Source organism: Streptomyces sp. rh34 (assembly GCF_002551245.1).
GTDB lineage: Bacteria > Actinomycetota > Actinomycetes > Streptomycetales > Streptomycetaceae > Streptomyces.
The window spans coordinates 32,704-51,497 of record NZ_NTGZ01000005.1; the positions used below are offsets into that span (position 1 = coordinate 32,704).

Below are 18,794 nucleotides of genomic sequence, written 5' to 3' on the forward strand. Positions count from 1 at the left end.
CACAGTCCCGCACGTCCCCCCTCGGAGCAAGTCCCAATTAATCCGTCCGACACCGACCTCTACGCGCGTCAGCCGTCCCGCTCGCCGGAAATACCGTGGTGGCACGTGCTGTCGGCGCTCGCGCAGCTGACCGATCCATAGGCTCCGACGCCGATCGCGGCGAAGTTGTCCAGGCTCTCGGTGCCCGGTTCGAAGTAGCCGCTGTGCCCGGCGGCCCCGGCCGCCGAGACGACCCGCGCGCCGAACGCCGGGTCGACCGGGTCGGCTCCGTGACCGATCCCGCCGAACTCCAGATGGGGTACGTCCCCGATCCAGTCGTCCCCGTCCCGCGTCGCCCAGATCCGGGCGCCGGTCTCCAGCTGCCCGGCGTTGGCGACCCGCATGCCGGGGCTGCCCGCGACCGCGATGTCGGCCACCCGGTCGTGGGCCCGGTGCGCGGCCACCCCGCACACCACGGAGCCGTAGCTGTGGCAGAACAGCGAGACCTTCGAGGCGCCGGGCAGCGCGCCGACCATCGCGTTCAGCCGGACCGCACCGTTCGCCGCGAGCCCGCCCAGCGCCGCGTCCATGCCGAGACCGGCCGGGGCGGTGTAGTCGGCCCACGCGATGACGGCCGTACGGGTGCCCGGGGAGGCCGAGCGCTCCGCCTTGTACAGGGACTTGGCCATGCCGACGGGGGCCCTGTACGCGCGGGTGCTGCGCTCCAGGGTCAGCAGATGGGTGTCGACGCCCGGAACGACGACGGAGACCCGGGCGGCCCGGTCGAGATCCCCGAACACCTCGGCCGCACGGCCCATCCCGGAGGGATCGAAGGCCAGGATCTGGCGCTTGCCCGCGAGCATCGACCGGAACCGGCCGAGACGGGCCTCCGCCTCACCGCGCCCGTCCGGCGAGAGCTTCTCGTCGTGCGCCCGCGTCTTCTCCGCGGCCACGGCCTGTCTGAGGGCCACCCGGTTCGCGTAGTAGCGCAGGGTGACCGGAGCGCCGTTCAGGTTCCCCACCACCGACGGGTACTTGCCCGCGAGGGCGATCCGCTGCCCCGAGGTGAGGGCGGCGAAGAAGTGGGCCAGCCGATAGGCGGGAGAATCGGCGTCCGGCAGCGAGCGGCCGCCTATCCGGTCCCGCGCCCAGGAGGCGAGCGCGAGTTCGCGCGGCCCGTCGGAGTGCTGATCGCGGACGGCGCTCCAGCCCGTCGTCGCCAGCATCACGAACACCACCGCCACGGCGAGCAGAGCGCGCCAGGCGGTCAACGTGGGTGAGGTGTCGAAGGAAGTCACTGCGCCACACCCTAGGAGACGCGGGCCGACCCCCGTGATTCGGGTGAGGTACATCACCTGTCCGCTAAGGATTCATCACGGATTTCTCACGCGGGGTCACCGCTGACCCGGGGTCGCGCTACCCCCGACGCCAGTCCCGGGCGAGGGCCGGGACGAGCTGGTCGAGATACTCCTCGGTCAGGTCGCGCAGCGCCTCCACACTCGGATCGAGCCCCCGGCCCCACAGCTGGCCGGTCACCCGCATCACCGCGGAGAACGCGGCGACGGCCACCCGCGGCCGGGGGTCCCGCTCCACGTCGAGCCCCTCGCGCTCCGCGATCAGCAGAGCGATCTGGTTCTCCAGGGCGACCCCGCGCCGCATATGGGCGGCGAGCAGGGTGGGGGTCGACTCGATCATCTGGTAGGTCCGCATATGGAGATCGACGGTGACGACCTCCTCGATCGCCTCGCCGATGCTGTTCCACGCGCACAGCACCGCCCGGCGCATGGCCTCGAAGGGGGCTTCGTCCGCGGGGCGGCGGCGCAGCTCCTCGATGAAGCGGGACTCGACCATCTCCTGCACGGCGAAGGTGGCGTCCTCCTTGCTCGCGAAGTAGCGGAAGAAGGTGCGCTGGGAGACCTCCACGGCGTCGACGATCTCGTCGACCGTGGTGCGTTCGTACCCCTGGGTGGTGAACAGTTCGAGGGAGGCGCGTACCAGGGCGTCCCGGGTGCGCTGCTTCTTGCGTTCACGCAGTCCGGCTCGGGGCTCGACTGTCTGCCCGTCGGTCACGTACCGGTTCCTCTTTTCCCGTGTTTGTCCAGCTCAGCATACCTGTGCGCTACGTGTGAGCTACGTGACAGTTACTGTCTTGTGAATTGGTTTGTCAACTGTCAGCGGCTGTCACTAGTCTCGCCGTATGACTAGTCAGACCACCGTCGAGAAGGCGCCGCGGGAGCCGGAAGACAACGCAGTACCCGCCCCGGTCAAGGGGCTTCGCGGCCACCCCTGGCTGACCCTCTTCGCCGTCGCCATCGGCGTGATGATGGTCGCCCTCGACGGCACCATCGTCGCCATCGCGAACCCCGCGATCCAGAAGGACCTCGACGCCTCGCTCGCCGACGTCCAGTGGATCACCAACGGCTATCTGCTCGCCCTCGCCGTCGCCCTGATCACCGCGGGCAAGCTCGGCGACCGCTTCGGCCACCGTCAGACCTTCCTCATCGGCATCGCGGGCTTCGCCGTCGCCTCCGGTGCGATCGGTCTCTCCAGCGAGATCTCGCTGGTCATCCTCTTCCGTGTGCTTCAGGGCCTCTTCGGCGCCCTGTTGATGCCGGCCGCACTCGGCCTGCTGCGCGCCACCTTCCCCGCCGAGAAGCTGAACATGGCGATCGGCATCTGGGGCATGGTCATCGGCGCGTCCACCGCGGGCGGTCCGATCGTCGGCGGTCTGCTCGTCGAGCACGTCAGCTGGCAGTCGGTCTTCTTCATCAACGTGCCGGTCGGCGTCGTCGCGCTCGTCTTCGGTCTGGTGATCCTCAAGGACCACCGCGCCGCCAACGCACCGCGCTCCTTCGACGTCCTGGGCATCGTGCTGCTCTCCGGCGCGATGTTCTCCCTCATCTGGGGCATCATCAAGGCCGGTGAGTCCTGGGGCTGGGGCGACGGCCGCACCTGGGCGTGGCTCGGCCTCGCGATCCTGCTCTTCGTCGCCTTCGGCCTCTGGGAGACCAAGGTCAAGGAACCGCTCGTTCCGCTGGGGATGTTCCGTTCCGTCCCGTTGACGGCCGGTGTCGTCCTCATGATGCTGATGGCCTTCGCCTTCATGGGCGGCCTCTTCTTCGTGACGTTCTTCCTCCAGGGCGTCCACGGCCTCAGCCCGGTCGACAGCGGTCTGCACCTGCTGCCGCTGACCGCCATGATGATCGTCTCCTCGCCGGTCGCCGGCCTGCTGATCACCAAGTTCGGCCCCCGCGTCCCGCTGGTCGGCGGCATGGTCTGCACGGCCACCGCGATGTTCGGCATGACCACGCTCAGCGACTCCACCGGCACCTTCGCGATGTCCCTCTGGTTCGCCCTGCTCGGCTGCGGACTCGCCCCGGTCATGGTCGGCGCCACCGAGGTCATCGTCGGCAACGCGCCCATGGAGCTGTCCGGCGTGGCCGGCGGCCTCCAGCAGGCCGCCATGCAGGTCGGCGGCGCGCTCGGCACCGCCGTCCTCGGAGCGGTCATGTCCTCCAAGGTCAGCTCCGAGTTCGCGGACAACTGGGCGGGCGCGGGCCTGCCCGGCGCACCCGACCCGAAGCTGGAGGAGGCCGCCGAGTTCGGCATGGTCCCGGCCGAGGCGCTCGCCAAGGCTCCCAACATGACGCCGGACGTCATCGACACCATCGGCGGGGTCATCCACGACACGTTCATGTCCGGCATGGGCCTGGCCTTCACGGTCGCGGGCATCGTCGCCGTGGTCGCCGCCTTCGTCGCCACCCTCACCAAGCGCGGCGAGAACGCCGAGGCGGGCGCCGGAGTCGGCCACATCTGACGCCGGAAGCGGCGCAGGTCGTCAACACAGCGCAGGTCAGAGCCCCGCCGAATCCTTTCGGCGGGGCTCTCGCCTATCAGGGTGGCACCCCCCGGCCACCCTTCCGCACACCAGGTCCGGTGACACAGAGTGAGCGGCGGAAGCGAACACCGACCAACACCGACCAACCACGGGGGTTGATCCATCATGCGTACGACTGTTACCCGTACGACCGTTCTCGCGGCCGCCCTGGCCGTCACCGCACTCGTTCCCCAGGCACTGGCCCACGACCGGGCGGCAGCGGCTCCCGAGCGGTCCCCGGCCGTCGGCCTCGGGTCCTGCGAAGCGGGCAGGCTCTGCCTCTGGAAGAAGCCCGACTTCACCGGGGCCCGCCACACCTACGAGCTCTCCGGCGTGGACATCGAGAGCTGCACCCCGTTGCCGAAGGGCGGCGACGCCCAGTCCCTCGCCAACCGCACCGGACGGCCCGTCACCACCTACCAGTCCGCCGAGTGCGCGGAGACGGGGGAGTTCGAGACGTACCCCGGCGGCGGCACCTGGACGCCCAGGTCCCCGTACCAGGTACGGGCCTTCAAGATCTGGGAGAACTGAACCCCGGCACGCCTCAGGGGCGGCGACGCTCCCGCGCCACCGCCCCTGAGGACCTTCACTGCCGCGCCGCTGCCTACGCGTCGCCGCCCGCCGCGCCCGGATCGGCCGCGGCCACGTCCAGGAGCTGGTAGCGGTCCACAGCCGTCTTCAGGGCCGACCGGTCGATCTTGCCCTCCTTGGCCAGCTCGGTGAGCACCGCCAGCACGATCGACTGCGCGTCGATGTGGAAGAACCGGCGGGCCGCACCCCGGGTGTCCGCGAAGCCGAAGCCGTCCGCGCCCAGCGACTGGTAGGCGCCCGGCACCCAGCGCGCGATCTGGTCCGGAACCGAGCGCATCCAGTCCGAGACCGCCACGAACGGGCCCTGGGCCGCTTCGAGCTTCCTGGTCACATACGGGACGCGCTGCTCCTCCTCCGGGTGCAGGAGGTTGTAGCGCTCCACGTCCACCGCCTCGCGGCGCAGCTCGTTCCAGGAGGTCGCCGACCAGACGTCGGCCTTGACGTCCCACTCGTCCGCGAGGATCTTCTGCGCCTCCAGGGCCCAGGGGACCGCCACACCGGACGCCATGATCTGGGCCGGGATCTCGCCCTTCTCGCCCGTGCTGAAGCGGTGGATGCCCTTGAGGATGCCCTCGACGTCCACGTCCCTCGGCTCGGCCGGGTGCTGGATCGGCTCGTTGTAGACGGTGAGGTAGTAGAAGACGTCCTCGTTCGCCTCGCCGTACATCCGGCGCAGCCCGTCCTTCATGATGTGCGCGATCTCGAACCCGTAGGCGGGGTCGTACGCGACACAGCCCGGGTTCGTCGAGGCGAGCAGCTGAGAGTGGCCGTCCGCGTGCTGGAGGCCCTCACCGGTCAGCGTCGTACGGCCGGCGGTCGCGCCGAGCACGAAGCCGCGCGCGAGCTGGTCGGCCATCTGCCAGAACTGGTCGCCGGTGCGCTGGAACCCGAACATCGAGTAGAAGACGTACACCGGGATCAGCGGCTCGCCGTGCGTGGCGTACGCCGAGCCGGCCGCGATCAGCGAGGCCGTGCAGCCCGCCTCGGAGATGCCGTCGTGCAGCATCTGACCCGTCGGGGACTCCTTGTACGCGAGCAGCAGATCGCGGTCGACCGCCTCGTACTGCTGGCCGAGCGGATTGTAGATCTTCGCACTCGGGAAGAACGCGTCCATGCCGAAGGTGCGGTACTCGTCGGGGGCGATCAGCACGAAGCGCTTACCGATCTCCTTGTCCCGCATGAGGTCCTTCAGGACGCGGACGAACGCCATGGTGGTGGCGATCGACTGGGCACCCGACCCCTTCTTCGCAGCCGCGTACGTCTTTTCATCCGGCTGCGGAAGCGGCTTCGCACGCACCACCCGGGTCGGGACGTAACCGCCCAGACCCTGGCGGCGGTCGTGCATGTACTGGATCTCCTCCGAGTCGCGGCCCGGGTGGTAGTAGGGCGGGTAGCCCTCGTCCAGTTGCTTGTCCGTGATCGGGATGTGCAGCCGGTCCCGGAAGCGCTTGAGGTCCTCGACCGTGAGCTTCTTCATCTGGTGCGTCGCGTTGCGGCCCTCGAAGTTCGGCCCCAGTGTCCAGCCCTTGACCGTCTGCGCCAGGATGACCGTCGGCTGGCCCTTGTGCGCCTTGGCCGCCGCGTAGGCCGCGTAGACCTTGCGGTGGTCGTGACCACCGCGGCCCAGGTGCAGGATCTGCTGGTCGGTCATGTCCTTGACCATGTCCCGCAGCCGCGGGTCGTCGCCGAAGAAGTGCTCGCGGATGTACTCGCCGGTCTCGGTGGCGTACGTCTGGAACTGACCGTCCGGCGTGGTGTTCAGCCTGTTGACCAGGATGCCGGTGCGGTCCTGCGCCAGCAGCGGGTCCCAGGAACGGTCCCAGACCAGCTTGATGACGTTCCAGCCGGCGCCCCGGAACTGCGACTCCAGCTCCTGGATGATCTTGCCATTGCCGCGCACCGGGCCGTCGAGCCGCTGGAGGTTGCAGTTGACCACGAAGGTCAGGTTGTCCAGGCCCTCACGGGCGGCGATGGACAGCTGGCCCAGGGACTCCGGCTCGTCCATCTCGCCGTCGCCCAGATAGGCCCAGACGTGCGACTGGGAGGTGTCGGCGATGCCGCGCGCCTCCATGTAGCGGTTCATCCGCGCCTGATAGATCGCGCCGAGAGGACCGAGGCCCATCGAGACGGTCGGGAACTCCCAGAAGTCCGGCATCAGCCGCGGGTGCGGATAGCTGGACAGCCCGTTCGGAGCCTTCGACTTCTCCTGGCGGAAGCCGTCGAGCTGCGCCTCGCTCAGCCGGTCCAGCAGGAAGGCGCGGGCGTAGATCCCCGGGGACGCGTGTCCCTGGAAGAAGATCTGGTCGCCGCCGTCGCCCTGGTCCTTGCCCCGGAAGAAGTGGTTGAAGCCCACGTCGTACAGCGAGGCGGAGGACGCGAACGTGGCGATGTGGCCGCCGACGCCGATCCCGGGGCGCTGGGCCCGCGAGACCATCACCGCGGCGTTCCAGCGGGTCGCGTTGAGGACCTTGCGTTCGATCTCCTCGTCGCCGGGGAAGAACGGCTCGTCCTTCGTGGCGATCGTGTTCACGTAGTCCGTGCTGCGCATCTCCGGCACGGCGACGCGCTTTTCTCGCGCGCGCTCGATGAGCCGAAGCATCAGGTAGCGGGCCCGCTCACGGCCGCGCTCGTCGACGGCGGCGTCGAGGGAGTCGAGCCATTCCCGGGTCTCTTCAGGATCGAAATCCGGGACCTGGCTCGGAAGGCCGCCAATGATGATCGGGTTGCGATCGGATCCGGAAGCCACACTGTTCCTTCGCTGTTCGGTGGTGATCTACGGGGCCTGTCGCGGGGGACGTACCCCCGGCCAACGCTGTCAACTCTGTGTGTGCCGCCTCCATCGTGCTACCGCGAGGGTCCGAACGTCATCTCTACCGTGGGGTAACCCCGAGGTTCCGAAAACGCGTCCGCGGGGCACGAGTGTGGGCAGCACGCGGCTGGGTACGGGCAAACCGCAACCTTACGCCCAAGGCGTCCAAGTGTTCCCAAAGGCTGTTCGACTCCGATTGGTGGATCGAAACCGCATAAGCTGAGGAAGGACGTAAACGGACGGAGTGACTCGGGGAGCCCCCGGGAAGCCGCCGGAGAGACATGCCTGAACTTGCGGTGAGGTGGCAGGGAACGTCACCGTATAGGCGGTCTCGCACGCTGGGTACTTGCGCGATTCGCCGAGCCCGTGTGGACTACGGCCAACGCCCCGCGCACGCGCGTGGCTGCAGCATTTTCCGAAGACATGATCAGGAGGCAACCCGTGAGCGCGACCGCGGACCACGCGGAGGAGCGAACCAACCCGGCAGCACGCCTGGGGTTCGAGCCCGGACAAGTGGTCCAGGAGATCGGCTACGACGAAGACGTCGAGCTGGAGCTCCGTGAGGGCATTGAGGCCACTACCGGCCAGGAACTCGTCGACGAGGAGTACGACGACGTCGCAGACGTCGTCCTGCTCTGGTTCCGCGACGAGGACGGCGACCTTACGGACGCGCTGGTGGATGCCATTGGTCTGATCGAGGACGGCGGTACGGTCTGGCTGATGACGCCGAAGACCGGCCGTGACGGATACGTCGAACCGAGCGACATCAATGAGGCTGCCCAGACAGCCGGTCTCGCCCAGACCAAGAGCATCAGCGCGGGCAAGGACTGGACGGGCAGCCGTCTGGTCACCCCCAAGGGGGCCAAGGCCAAGCGCTGAACCACGTTTCGCACCACTTCGGGTCTCTGTCATCAGGCCCAGGGCCCCCGTGGGCGCACACCGCGCCCGTGGGGGCCTTCGTACGTCCACGGCCCCTCCGGCACCGGCCCGGGGCCCCTGCGTAGGGTGGGTGTCACCCGGACGGACCCGGCCCGGGATGCGGAGAAGCGGCGATAAGGATGCGTGTTCCATGACGATCGAGGTCGGCAGCCAGGCCCCGGACTTCCAGCTCAAGGACAACCACGGCCGGACCGTGCGGCTGTCGGAGTTCCGCGGCGAGAAGAACGTGGTGCTGGTCTTCTACCCGTTCGCCTTCACCGGCGTCTGCACCGGCGAGCTGTGCGCGCTCCGCGACGAGCTGCCCCGCTTCGAGAACGAGGGCACCCAGCTCCTCGCCGTCTCGAACGACTCCATCCACACCCTGCGCGTCTTCGCCGAGCAGGAGGGCCTGGAGTACCCGCTGCTGTCCGACTTCTGGCCGCACGGGGAGACCTCGCGGGCGTACGGCGTCTTCGACGAGGACAAGGGCTGCGCGGTGCGCGGCACCTTCGTCATCGACAAGGCGGGCGTCGTCCGCTGGAGCGTCGTGAACGGGCTCCCGGACGCCCGCGACCTGAACGACTACGTCAAGGCGCTCGAAGCGCTCTGAGACGATCTCCTGGCGACGCCCGGTCAAAAGCCTGTTTTGGCCGGGAACCGGTCACTAGGATCCACTCGTTGATCCGATGCCAATGAACGACGGGGACGCCGGCGTCTGCCGGCCCCTGAGAAAACTACTGGAGGACTCGTGGGAGTCAGCCTCAGCAAGGGCGGCAACGTCTCGCTGACCAAGGCCGCGCCCAACCTGACCGCGGTCATCGTCGGTCTGGGCTGGGATGCCCGCACCACCACCGGTGGTGACTTCGACCTCGACGCCAGCGCGCTGCTGGCGAACGCCGAGGGCAAGGTCGCCGCCGACGGCAATTTCGTCTTCTTCAACAACCTGAAGAGCCCCGACGGCTCCGTCGAGCACACCGGTGACAACACCACCGGTGAGGGCGAGGGCGACGACGAGGTCATCAAGGTGAACCTGGCCGGTGTTCCGGCCGACGTCGACAAGATCGTCTTCCCGGTCTCGATCTACGAGGCCGAGAGCCGCCAGCAGAGCTTCGGCCAGGTCCGCAACGCGTACATCCGCGTGGTCAACCAGGCCGACAACACCGAGCTCGCCCGCTACGACCTGAGCGAGGACGCCTCGACGGAGACCGCGATGGTCTTCGGCGAGCTCTACCGCAACGGCGCGGAGTGGAAGTTCCGCGCCATCGGCCAGGGGTACGCCTCCGGCCTGCGCGGCATCGCCCAGGACTTCGGCGTCAACGTCTGACGTCTCCTGGGCCCCAGGGGGCGTCCGGCCCGATGCGCCGGACACCCCCTGACCGGGCGCTTTCGACGCCCGACCCCGGGCGCCGAAAGCGCCCGGCAGCGTTTTACACGACTCGGGGAGGACACACATGGGCGTCACGCTCGCCAAGGGAGGCAATGTCTCCCTCTCCAAGGTCGCACCCAACCTCACCCAGGTGCTGGTCGGGCTCGGCTGGGACGCACGCTCCACCACGGGAGCCGATTTCGACCTCGACGCCAGCGCCCTGCTGTGCCAGTCGGGCCGCGTGCTCGGCGACGAGTGGTTCGTCTTCTACAACAACCTCACGAGCCCCGACGGCTCCGTCGAGCACACCGGTGACAACACCACGGGGGAGGGCGATGGCGACGACGAGTCCGTCATCGTCCGTCTCGACCAGGTTCCCGCCCACTGTGACAAGATCGTCTTCCCGGTCTCGATCCATGACGCGGACAACCGGGGCCAGGCGTTCGGCCAGGTCACCAACGCCTTCATCCGTGTGGTCAACCAGGCCGACGGCCAGGAACTGGCCCGCTACGACCTGAGTGAGGACGCCTCGACGGAGACGGCGATGATCTTCGGCGAGCTCTACCGGTACCAGGGCGAGTGGAAATTCCGTGCAGTCGGTCAGGGGTACGCGTCTGGCCTGCGCGGCATCGCTCTAGACTTCGGCGTCAACGTTTCATAGATAGCGCCGCGCTCGGGTCTTTCGTTCGGACCGGCTCGGCCTCCGTGAGCCCGACCTGATCCAGACGAAAGACCCCAGGCGCGGGGGAGCCCCGACGCACCGGGGGAGACCCTTTACCAACACGATGAGGTAGCCAGTGGTACTGAAAACCTTCGGCTGGTCGTTCGCGGTCACCGCGCTCGGCCTGGTCGCAGCGATTCTCTACGGGGGGTGGCAGGCATTCGGCATCGTCGCGATCCTGTCCGTCCTGGAGATTTCGCTGTCCTTCGACAACGCGGTGATCAACGCCGGAATCCTGAAGAAGATGAATGCCTTCTGGCAGAAGATCTTCCTCACCATCGGCATCCTCATCGCCGTCTTCGGTATGCGACTGGTGTTCCCCGTCGTGATCGTGGCCGTGAGCGCCAAGCTCGGACCGATCGAGGCCGTCGACCTGTCCTTCAACGACCCGGACAGGTACAAGGAACTGGTGACGGACGCCCATCCGTCGATCGCCGCCTTCGGTGGCATGTTCCTGCTGATGATCTTCCTCGACTTCATCTTCGACGAGGACCGGGACATCCACTGGCTGCGCTGGATCGAGCGTCCGCTCGCCAAGCTCGGCAAGGTCGACATGCTGTCGGTCTGCGTCGCGCTGATCATCCTGATGATCACCGCCATGACCTTCGCGACCCAGGCCCACCAGCACGGTGGCGGGCACGTGGACAAGTCGGCGACGGTCATGCTCTCCGGCATCGCCGGTCTGATCACCTACCTGATCGTCGGCGGGCTCTCCGGATTCTTCGAGGGCAAGCTCGAAGAGGAGGAAGAGCGTGAGCACGAGGCCGAGGAAGAGGCCAAGAAGAAGGGCAAGCCCGTCACCGGGGTCGCCCTCGCCGGGAAGGCCGCGTTCTTCCTCTTCCTCTACCTGGAAGTCCTGGACGCCTCGTTCTCCTTCGACGGCGTCATCGGCGCCTTCGCCATCACCAACGAGATCGTGCTGATGGCCCTCGGCCTCGGCATCGGCGCCATGTACGTCCGTTCGCTCACCGTCTACCTGGTGCGCGAGGGCACGCTCGACGACTACGTCTACCTGGAGCACGGGGCGCACTACGCGATCGGCGCGCTCTCCATCATCCTGCTGATCACCATCCAGCACGAGATCAACGAGCTCATCACCGGCTCGGTCGGCGTGATCCTGATCGCCCTCTCCTTCTGGTCCTCGGTCAAGCGCAACCGCGCGCTCGCCGCGGAAGCCGGCGAGGGCGGTGGCTCGGGAAGCAAGGCCGAGGTGTCCTCCGGGGTGTGACCCGGTAGGGATTGAGGAACGCTCTCTGCGGGGCGGCCCACACGGCGACGGCTCTCCGGGAACTCCCGGACCCGGCCCGGTGGCCGCCCCGCGGTGATGTCCGGGGCGCGCGAACAGGTGGGGGTTGGTATGGGGTTCTTCGACGGCCTGTGGCAGGGGCGCGCGGCGCAGTTCGACTCGGGCAACTCGACGTCGAGCGCGATCGTGCTGTCCAAACGGAACGCCACGATCTCGCTCACCAAGCAGGGCGCCCTGTCGGGCAACCTCCGGGTCAACCTGTCCTGGCGGATGCGGACCTCGGACATCGAGGGCCGGTCGCGCCAGAGCGGCATGCTGCGGCGCCCCCTCAAGCTCTTCCAGCCCGAGGTGGTCCAGGCGCACACCCAGGGCGTCGTCAACGTCGACCTGGACCTCGGCTGCATGTACGAGCTGATGGACGGCACCAAGGGCGTCGTGCAGCCGCTGGGCGGCCTGATAGGCGACCTCAACGGCCCGCCCTACGTCCGGCTCAGCGGCGACGACCGGTTCGGCGCGCCCTCGGGGGAGACGGTCTACGTCAACCTCGACCAGCGCGACCAGATCAAGCGGCTGCTGTTCTTCGTCTACATCTACGACCGGACCCCCGCGTTCGACCGTACGCACGCCAAGGTCACGCTCTACCCGGGCAACGGCCCGCGCATCGAGATCGAGCTGGACGAGCGCGCACCCCAGGCCCGCTCCTGCGCGGTGTTCACCGTGGAGAACATCAAGGACGAGCTGATCGTGCGCCGCGAGGTGAAGTTCGTGTACGGCTTCCAGTCGGAGCTGGACCGGCTGTACGGCTACGGCATGCAGTGGGGGCGCGGCTACAAGTCCCGGACCTGAGTCCGGGCAGCCGTGAGGACCCGAGGGCGAACACGGGAATCAGGACGAACGCGGGAGTCAGGGCGGGGCGGCTCAGGGCCGGGCGGCTCAGGACCGGACGAACTGCGGACCTTGTGGAGGCAGCACGAAATGTGGGTCGGGCGCGTACGCGGCGGCGGCAGCGGGCTGCGGATAGCCGTACGCGGGCGGCTCTGCGGCGGGCTGCGGATAGCCGTACGCCGGCTGATGGGCCGCGGCGGCCGCAGCGGGGTGCGCGACCGGCGGCGGATAGCCGTAGGAGGGCTGCTGGTGCTGGACCGTGGCCTGGGAGTCCGGCCCCGGCCCGGGCGGCACGGCCGGCGGCGGGGGCACGGCTGTCTCTTATACACATCNGATGTGTATAAGAGACAGGCCGTAGGAGGGCTGCTGGTGCTGGACCGTGGCCTGGGAGTCCGGCCCCGGCCCGGGCGGCACGGCCGGCGGCGGGGGCACGGCGGCCGGGAGTGGCCCCCCGCCCACCGGAGCGGCCGGCTCCTGCGGCCCGTTCACCGCCTGCGCCCCGTTCGCCGCCTCCGACTCGTCCACCGAGATGCCGAAGGCGGTGGCCAGGCCGATCAGGCCGGTGGGATATCCCTGGCCGACCGCGCGGAACTTCCACCCCTCGCCGCGGCGGTAGAGCTCGCCGCAGATGATCGCCGTCTCTTCCCCGGTCTCCGGCCGGACATCGAACACCGCCAGCGGCTCGCCCTCGGCGAACGCGGCGTCGAACAGGAGTATCCGCAGGTCCAGGACCTGCTCGAAGGCGGCCCCGTCGGAGGAGGCCGCGATGACCACCTGGTCCACCGACGCGTCGAGTGCCCCGAGGTCCGCCTCGACCGTGTCCGTCAGCCCTTCCGGGACACTGCGCTTCGGCAGCCGCCGGACCAGGCCGGAGGGGTGCCGGGGCTGGTTGTAGAAGACGAAGTCCTCGTCGGACCGCACACGGCCGGACGCACCGAGGAGCAGGGCGGAGGCGTCCACGTCGGGAACCCCGGCACCCGGGGTCCAGCGCAGCACGGCCCGGACGGCCGCGGCATCGACGGGGACGTTCGAGCCCTTCAGCATCGTGTGCGTCATGACCGTCATCCTGCCTGCTGGGGGCCCGGACGGACAACGCGGGGGGCGGCACGATCGTGCCGCGCGGCGGCGCGGGCAGGGCGTGAGGCTACCGCGAGAGGGGGTCGGACAAGGGGTGGGCAACCGGAAATTCATATACATGGGGAACTGTTGACACCCGTCCGTACGTACTATTACCGGCCATACGTTGTTCGGCCGGTCAGGCAGTTCGGGGGAAAATCATGCGTCACTTCGGGCACATATCGCCCACTGCCCGCGAGGGGCTGTTCTTCAGGGAGCCCTGTACCTTCACCGCGGACTCCCCGGCACGGATGCTCTCCGTCGCCCTGGGAGCCACGCTCTACTCCCCGGCAACCCGCCCGTCGCTCGCCGACGACGTGCTCAAGCAGGCCGCGCGCGGCGTCGTCTCCATGGTGCTGTGCCTGGAGGACTCCATCGACGACGCCGAGGTCACCGAGGCCGAAGCCAATCTGATCAGGCAGTTCGCCGAGCTGGCCGACCGGGGCGCGGCATCCGGGACCGCCGGGCGGAACCCGGACGACGCCACGGCCGCGGCGGGCGTCGATGTACCGCTGCTCTTCATCCGCGTGCGTGAACCGGCTCAGATCACCGACCTGGTCCGGCGCCTCGGCGGCTCGGTACGGATGTTGTCCGGTTTCGTACTTCCCAAATTCACCGAAGAGCGTGGTCGGCAGTTCCTGGAGGCGCTCGCCGAGGCCGAGACGGAGTGCGGACGGCGCCTCTTCGCCATGCCGGTCCTCGAATCCCCCGAGCTGCTCCATCTGGAGACGCGCGGCGAAATCCTCCAGGGCATCGCCCGCAGCATCGACAAATACCGGGACCGGGTGCTCGCCCTGCGGCTCGGCGTCACCGACTTCTGCTCGGCCTACGGACTGCGCCGCGCGCCCGACATGACGGCGTACGACGTCCATATCGTCGCCTCCGTGATCGCCGACGTGGTCAACGTGCTCGGCCGGGCCGACGGCACCGGCTTCACGATCACCGGCCCGGTCTGGGAGTATTTCCGCCGCCAGGAGCGCATGTTCAAGCCCCTGCTGCGCCGCAGCCCCTTCCTGGAGGGCCGGGCCGAGGAACTGCGTACGGCCCTCATCCAGCACGACCTCGACGGACTGCTCCGGGAGATCGAGCTCGACCGCGCCAACGGGCTGCTGGGCAAGACCTGCATCCACCCGTCGCACGTGGCGCCCGTCCACGCACTGTCCGTGGTCAGCCACGAGGAGTTCACCGACGCCCAGGACATCCTGAGTCCGGAGCGTGGGGGCGGCGGGGTGCTGCGCTCGGCGTACACGAACAAGATGAACGAAGTGAAGCCCCACCGGGCCTGGGCCGAGCGCACGCTCCAGCGGGCCGAGGTCTTCGGGGTGGCGAAGGAAGACGTGGGCTTCGTGGACCTGCTGGCCGCCGGCCTGACGAACTGAGCGCGCGTCGATGAGCGAGCGCGCGACGAGAGAAGAGACCGTGGACGTGGTGTGGTCGGGCAGCTGGGTGGCGAAGCGACTGGGAGTCGCTCTCGAAGGCGACGGAGAACTCCAGGAACTGCTGGGCCTGGCCCTGCGCCGCAACCCCAAGCGGGCGCATCTGCTGGTGTCCAACGTGCTGGGCAAGCATGTGCCCCAGCGGCCCTCCGTCGTCCACGGGGCCGGGTTCGAGCTGGGTGAAAGGGTACGGGCGCTCCTCGGCGCCGAGGAGGCCCGCCGCGCGGTGGTCCTCGGGTACGCGGAGACGGCCACCGGCCTCGGCCACGCCGTCGCGGACGGACTGCGGGACGCCCCGTACCTGCACTCCACCCGCCGACCGGTGGCGGGCGTCGAGCAGGCGGGCGGATTCGAGGAGGCCCACTCGCACGCCACCTCGCACCTGCTGCTGCCCGAGGACCGCGACCTGCTGGCGAGCGGCGGTACCGGGGCCGACGCCTCCGTGCTGGTGCTGGTCGACGACGAGTTCTCCACCGGCAACACGGTCCTGAACACCATCCGCGCGCTGCACGCCCTGCACCCGCGCGAGCGGTACGTCATCGTCGCCCTGGTCGACATGCGCTCGGCCGGCGACCGCGACCGGCTGACCGCCTTCGCCGCCGAGATCGGCGCCCGCGTCGACCTGGTGACACGCAGCACCGGAACGGTCGCCCTGCCGGACGGCGTACTGGAACGCGGCCAGGCCCTGGTCGCGGCGCAGGAGGCGGAGCAGGCGGACCGGGTGGAGTACCTGGCGAAGGCCGGCCGAGGCGCTGCCCCCGCCCCCGTCACCCGCGTCGACCTCGACTGGCCGGCAGGCGTACCCGACGGAGGCCGGCACGGCTTCACCCCGGCCCACCGGGTGTCCCTCGAAGCGGCGCTCCCGGCGATGGCCGACCGGATCGCGGCCGAGCTGGGCGCCGACGCGGCGGTACAGGACCAGGACCGGCGCCGGAGGATCCTCGTCCTCGGCTTCGAGGAGCTGATGTACGCCCCGCTGCGCCTCGGCACCGCCCTCGAAGCCGTGCTGGCAGCCGACGCCGAGATCCGCTACTCCACCACCACCCGCTCGCCCGTCCTGGCCGTCGACGACCCCGGCTACGCCATACGCACCCGCCTCGTCTTCCCGGCCCACGACGACCCGGCGGACGGCCCCGGCGACCGGTACGCGTACAACGTGGCGGGCGCCGGCTTCGACGCGGTGGTCGCCGTCGTCGACTCCACCGCCGACACCCCCGAACTGCACGCCCCCGACGGGCTGCTGGCCCGGCTCGCCGAGCACACCGGCCACGTCCTCCTCGCCGTCCTCCCCTCGTACGTCCCGGCCGCGGCCGCTCCCACCGGCGTACCCGGCACCCCCACACCCGCCCCCGAACGGCAGGAGCCCGCCGTGCTGCCCGAGCCCCTCCGAGGCCCCGACTTCTCCAGTTACGCGCCACAGGACGTCGGCTGGCTGCTCCAGGACCTCTCGGACACCGAGCTGGAAGCGCCCACCGAAGAGCGCGAGGAGGCGATCCAGAGCGGCGGCGCGCACTACGCGGAGTCGCTGCCCGTCGAGTACCAGCCGAGCGCCGAGTACCAGGCCCTGTTCACCGCGGCCCTGGAAACCTCCGCCGCGCGCATCGCCCGCGCGGTCGGCACCGTCACCGAGACCGTCCTCGCCGAACGCGGCCCCCGCCCCGTGCTCGTCTCGCTCGCCCGCGCCGGAACCCCGGTCGGCGTGCTGATGCGCCGCTGGGCCCAGCACCGGCACGGCCTGGACCTGCCGCACTACGCCATCTCCATCGTCCGGGGCCGCGGCATCGACGCCACCGCCCTGCGCTGGCTGGTCGCCCATCACGACCCGGCCGACGTGGTGTTCGTCGACGGCTGGACGGGGAAGGGTGCGATCACCCGCGAACTGGCCTCGGCCATAGCCGAGTTCGAGGCCTCGGGAGGACCCGCCGGCTTCGACCCGGAGATCTCGGTGCTGGCCGACCCGGGCGGCTGCGTGCGGACGTACGGCACCCGCGAGGACTTCCTCATCCCCTCGGCCTGCCTCAACTCCACGGTATCCGGCCTCATTTCCCGTACGGTGCTCCGCGCCGACCTGGTCGGCCCCGACGACTTCCACGGCGGAAAGTTCTACCGGGAGCTGGCCGACTCCGACGTCTCGGGACTCTTCCTCGACACGATCGCCGCCCGCTTCGACGAGGTCGCGGGCCAGGTCGAGGCAGAAGCCAAGGAACTCCTCGCCGCCGACCGCGCCCCGACCTGGGAGGGCTGGGCAGCCGTCGAGCGGATCAGTGAGGAGTACGGCATCCACGACGTCAACCTGGTCAAGCCGGGCGTCGGCGAGACCACCCGGGTCCTGCTCCGCCGGGTCCCCTGGAAGATCCTCGCCCGGCGCGGCGCGGGCGCGGACCTGGGACACATCCGGCTGCTGGCCGAACAGCGCGGCGTCCCGGTCGAGGAGGTCGACGACCTCCCGTACAGCTGTGTCGGTCTGATCCACCCCCGGTTCACGCGCGGCGCGACGGGCGCGGACGGCAAGGCGGTGCAGGGCGCATGAGCGTGACTTCACCGGCCACCCTGGTGGCGAGCGACCTCGACCGCACACTGATCTACTCGGCGGCCTCGCTCGACCTGTCGATGCCGGACGCGGAGGCCCCCCGGCTCCTGTGCGTGGAGGTGTACGGCCACAAGCCCCTCTCGTACATGACCGAGACGGCCGCCGCCCTCCTCACAGAGGTGGCGACCACCACCGTCTTCGTCCCGACGACCACGCGCACCCGCGAGCAGTACGGGCGCGTCCACCTCCCCGGACCCGCCGCCCGGTACGCGATCTGCGCCAACGGCGGGCACATCCTCGTCGACGGTGTCTCCGACCACGACTGGCAGAAGCGGGTGGAGGGCCGGATAGCGGAGGAGTGCGCCCCGCTCACCGAGATCCGCGCCCACCTCGCCACCACCACCGACCCGGCCTGGCTGCTCAAGGAACGGGTCGCCGAGAACCTCTTCGCCTACCTCGTCGTCGAGCGTTCCCTGCTGCCCGGGGAATGGGTGAAGGAACTGGCCGCCTGGGCCGGGCCGCGCGGCTGGACGGTCTCCCTCCAGGGCCGCAAGATCTACGTGGTCCCGGCGCCGCTCACCAAGAGCGCCGCGATGCACGAGGTCGCCCGCCGCACCGGCGCCACGCGCACGCTCGCCGCCGGGGACTCCCTCCTCGACGCGGACCTGCTGCTCGCCGCCGATCTCGGCTGGCGCCCCGGCCACGGCGAACTGGCCGACGAGGGCTGGCGAGCCCCGCACGTGGTGGCCCTGGAGGAGCGGGGAGGAGCGGCGGGGGAGGAGATCCTGCGCCGGTTCCTGGCGGCCTCGTCCGCGTGAGGGCGCGGCTTGCGCGAGGCCGGGAGCGGTCCTGCTGACGGTCGGGGACGGCCTGACGCTGTCCCACAGGGCCTGGCGAGCCCTTCGCGGGGGCCCTGCCACCGGGCTCAGCCTCCCGGTGGCACCGAGGCCGGCTCAGCCGCAGCAGCCGCCCCCGCAGCAGCCCCCGCCCCCACCGCCGCCGGACGGCGCGGGAGCGGACCCGGAGGCCCCGCCCACGGCCACGGCGGACAGCAGCTTGACGGTGTCGTCGTGGCCTGCGGGGCAGGAGGCGGGGTCCGAGGACCGGGCCATGGGACGGCTGACTTCGAACGTGTCTCCGCAGGTGCGGCAGCGGAATTCATAGCGAGGCATGGGCTCAGGCTAGAGCCATCGCGGCCGGGGGGCTACGGCCCCCCGAGGTCGCGAGGAGCCCGGGGGGCCGCCGGTGTCGGCCCGGAGGCGCAGGCTCCGGACCGGTCGGGCCCGGACCGGGTCCGGGCCCGACCGGTCGTCACGGGGC

General features: G+C 69.9%; 14 protein-coding genes and 2 pseudogenes. 11 read left to right on the top strand and 5 right to left on the bottom strand.

Going from position 1 to position 18,794, the window contains the following annotated elements; all coding sequences use genetic code 11:
- Positions 1-68: 68 nt before the first annotated feature.
- Positions 69-1,277: an alpha/beta hydrolase gene (locus CR470_RS02455; protein ID WP_097865928.1), complete on the bottom strand. Its 1,209-nt coding sequence runs from the start codon at positions 1,275-1,277 to the stop codon at positions 69-71.
- A gap of 118 nt (positions 1,278-1,395) precedes the next feature.
- The gene (locus tag CR470_RS02460) at positions 1,396-2,049 is read right to left on the bottom strand and encodes a TetR family transcriptional regulator (protein ID WP_097865929.1); all 654 of its coding nucleotides are present in this window, start codon (positions 2,047-2,049) and stop codon (positions 1,396-1,398) included.
- 127 nt (positions 2,050-2,176) lie between these two features.
- Between CR470_RS02460 and CR470_RS02465 the strand changes: the two are divergent.
- Positions 2,177-3,809: pseudogene (locus CR470_RS02465) on the top strand (MFS transporter); the annotation flags it as partial.
- A gap of 173 nt (positions 3,810-3,982) precedes the next feature.
- Positions 3,983-4,387: a peptidase inhibitor family I36 protein gene (locus tag CR470_RS02470; protein WP_097865931.1), complete on the top strand. Its 405-nt coding sequence runs from the start codon at positions 3,983-3,985 to the stop codon at positions 4,385-4,387.
- 73 nt (positions 4,388-4,460) lie between these two features.
- Here CR470_RS02470 and aceE read toward each other — a convergent pair whose 3' ends face one another.
- Positions 4,461-7,193, bottom strand: coding sequence for a pyruvate dehydrogenase (acetyl-transferring), homodimeric type (gene aceE / locus CR470_RS02475; protein ID WP_097865932.1), 2,733 nt, complete (start codon positions 7,191-7,193; stop codon positions 4,461-4,463).
- Between the two features lie 504 nt (positions 7,194-7,697).
- On the opposite strand from aceE, the gene CR470_RS02480 reads away from it, so the two are divergent.
- The 6 genes from CR470_RS02480 (at position 7,698) to CR470_RS02505 (ending at position 12,353) form a co-directional block, all read left to right on the top strand.
- A complete protein-coding gene (locus CR470_RS02480; RefSeq protein WP_030585952.1) occupies positions 7,698-8,135 on the top strand; it encodes a DUF3052 domain-containing protein in 438 nt (145 codons plus the stop codon).
- A 190-nt stretch (positions 8,136-8,325) separates the two neighbouring features.
- Positions 8,326-8,784 carry a peroxiredoxin gene (locus CR470_RS02485; protein ID WP_003969401.1) on the top strand — a complete coding sequence of 153 codons (459 nt, stop codon included), beginning with the start codon at positions 8,326-8,328 and terminating at the stop codon, positions 8,782-8,784.
- Between the two features lie 138 nt (positions 8,785-8,922).
- Positions 8,923-9,498, top strand: a complete 576-nt coding sequence (locus tag CR470_RS02490) for a TerD family protein (protein ID WP_097865933.1) — start codon at positions 8,923-8,925, stop codon at positions 9,496-9,498.
- 127 nt (positions 9,499-9,625) lie between these two features.
- On the top strand, positions 9,626-10,201 hold the full coding sequence (locus CR470_RS02495; protein ID WP_097865934.1) for a TerD family protein: 576 nt from the start codon (positions 9,626-9,628) through the stop codon (positions 10,199-10,201).
- Between the two features lie 136 nt (positions 10,202-10,337).
- A complete protein-coding gene (locus tag CR470_RS02500) occupies positions 10,338-11,489 on the top strand; it encodes a DUF475 domain-containing protein (protein ID WP_097865935.1) in 1,152 nt (383 codons plus the stop codon).
- Positions 11,490-11,618: 129 nt separating this feature from the next.
- The gene (locus CR470_RS02505) at positions 11,619-12,353 is read left to right on the top strand and encodes a TerD family protein (RefSeq protein WP_097865936.1); all 735 of its coding nucleotides are present in this window, start codon (positions 11,619-11,621) and stop codon (positions 12,351-12,353) included.
- Positions 12,354-12,440: 87 nt separating this feature from the next.
- On the opposite strand, the pseudogene CR470_RS02510 reads toward CR470_RS02505, so the two are convergent.
- Positions 12,441-13,448 (bottom strand): annotated as a pseudogene (locus CR470_RS02510) (TerD family protein).
- Positions 13,449-13,669: 221 nt separating this feature from the next.
- Here CR470_RS02510 and CR470_RS02515 point away from each other — a divergent pair.
- From CR470_RS02515 to CR470_RS02525, 3 genes are read left to right on the top strand one after another with little or no spacing between them, the layout of a single operon-like run.
- Entirely contained in the window at positions 13,670-14,887 is a 1,218-nt protein-coding gene (locus tag CR470_RS02515) for an HpcH/HpaI aldolase/citrate lyase family protein (protein ID WP_097865937.1), read from the top strand.
- Between the two features lie 10 nt (positions 14,888-14,897).
- Entirely contained in the window at positions 14,898-17,474 is a 2,577-nt protein-coding gene (locus CR470_RS02520; protein WP_179892108.1) for a phosphoribosyltransferase, read from the top strand.
- Positions 17,471-18,292 (top strand): HAD family hydrolase, encoded by an 822-nt coding sequence (locus tag CR470_RS02525; RefSeq protein ID WP_097865938.1) that lies wholly within the window; start codon positions 17,471-17,473, stop codon positions 18,290-18,292. The genes CR470_RS02520 and CR470_RS02525 overlap by 4 nt, the downstream gene beginning before the upstream one ends.
- Positions 18,293-18,427: 135 nt before the next feature.
- Here CR470_RS02525 and CR470_RS02530 read toward each other — a convergent pair whose 3' ends face one another.
- Complete coding sequence (locus CR470_RS02530) at positions 18,428-18,646, bottom strand: FmdB family zinc ribbon protein (RefSeq protein WP_097865939.1); 219 nt, start codon at positions 18,644-18,646, stop codon at positions 18,428-18,430.
- Positions 18,647-18,794: the final 148 nt, after the last annotated feature.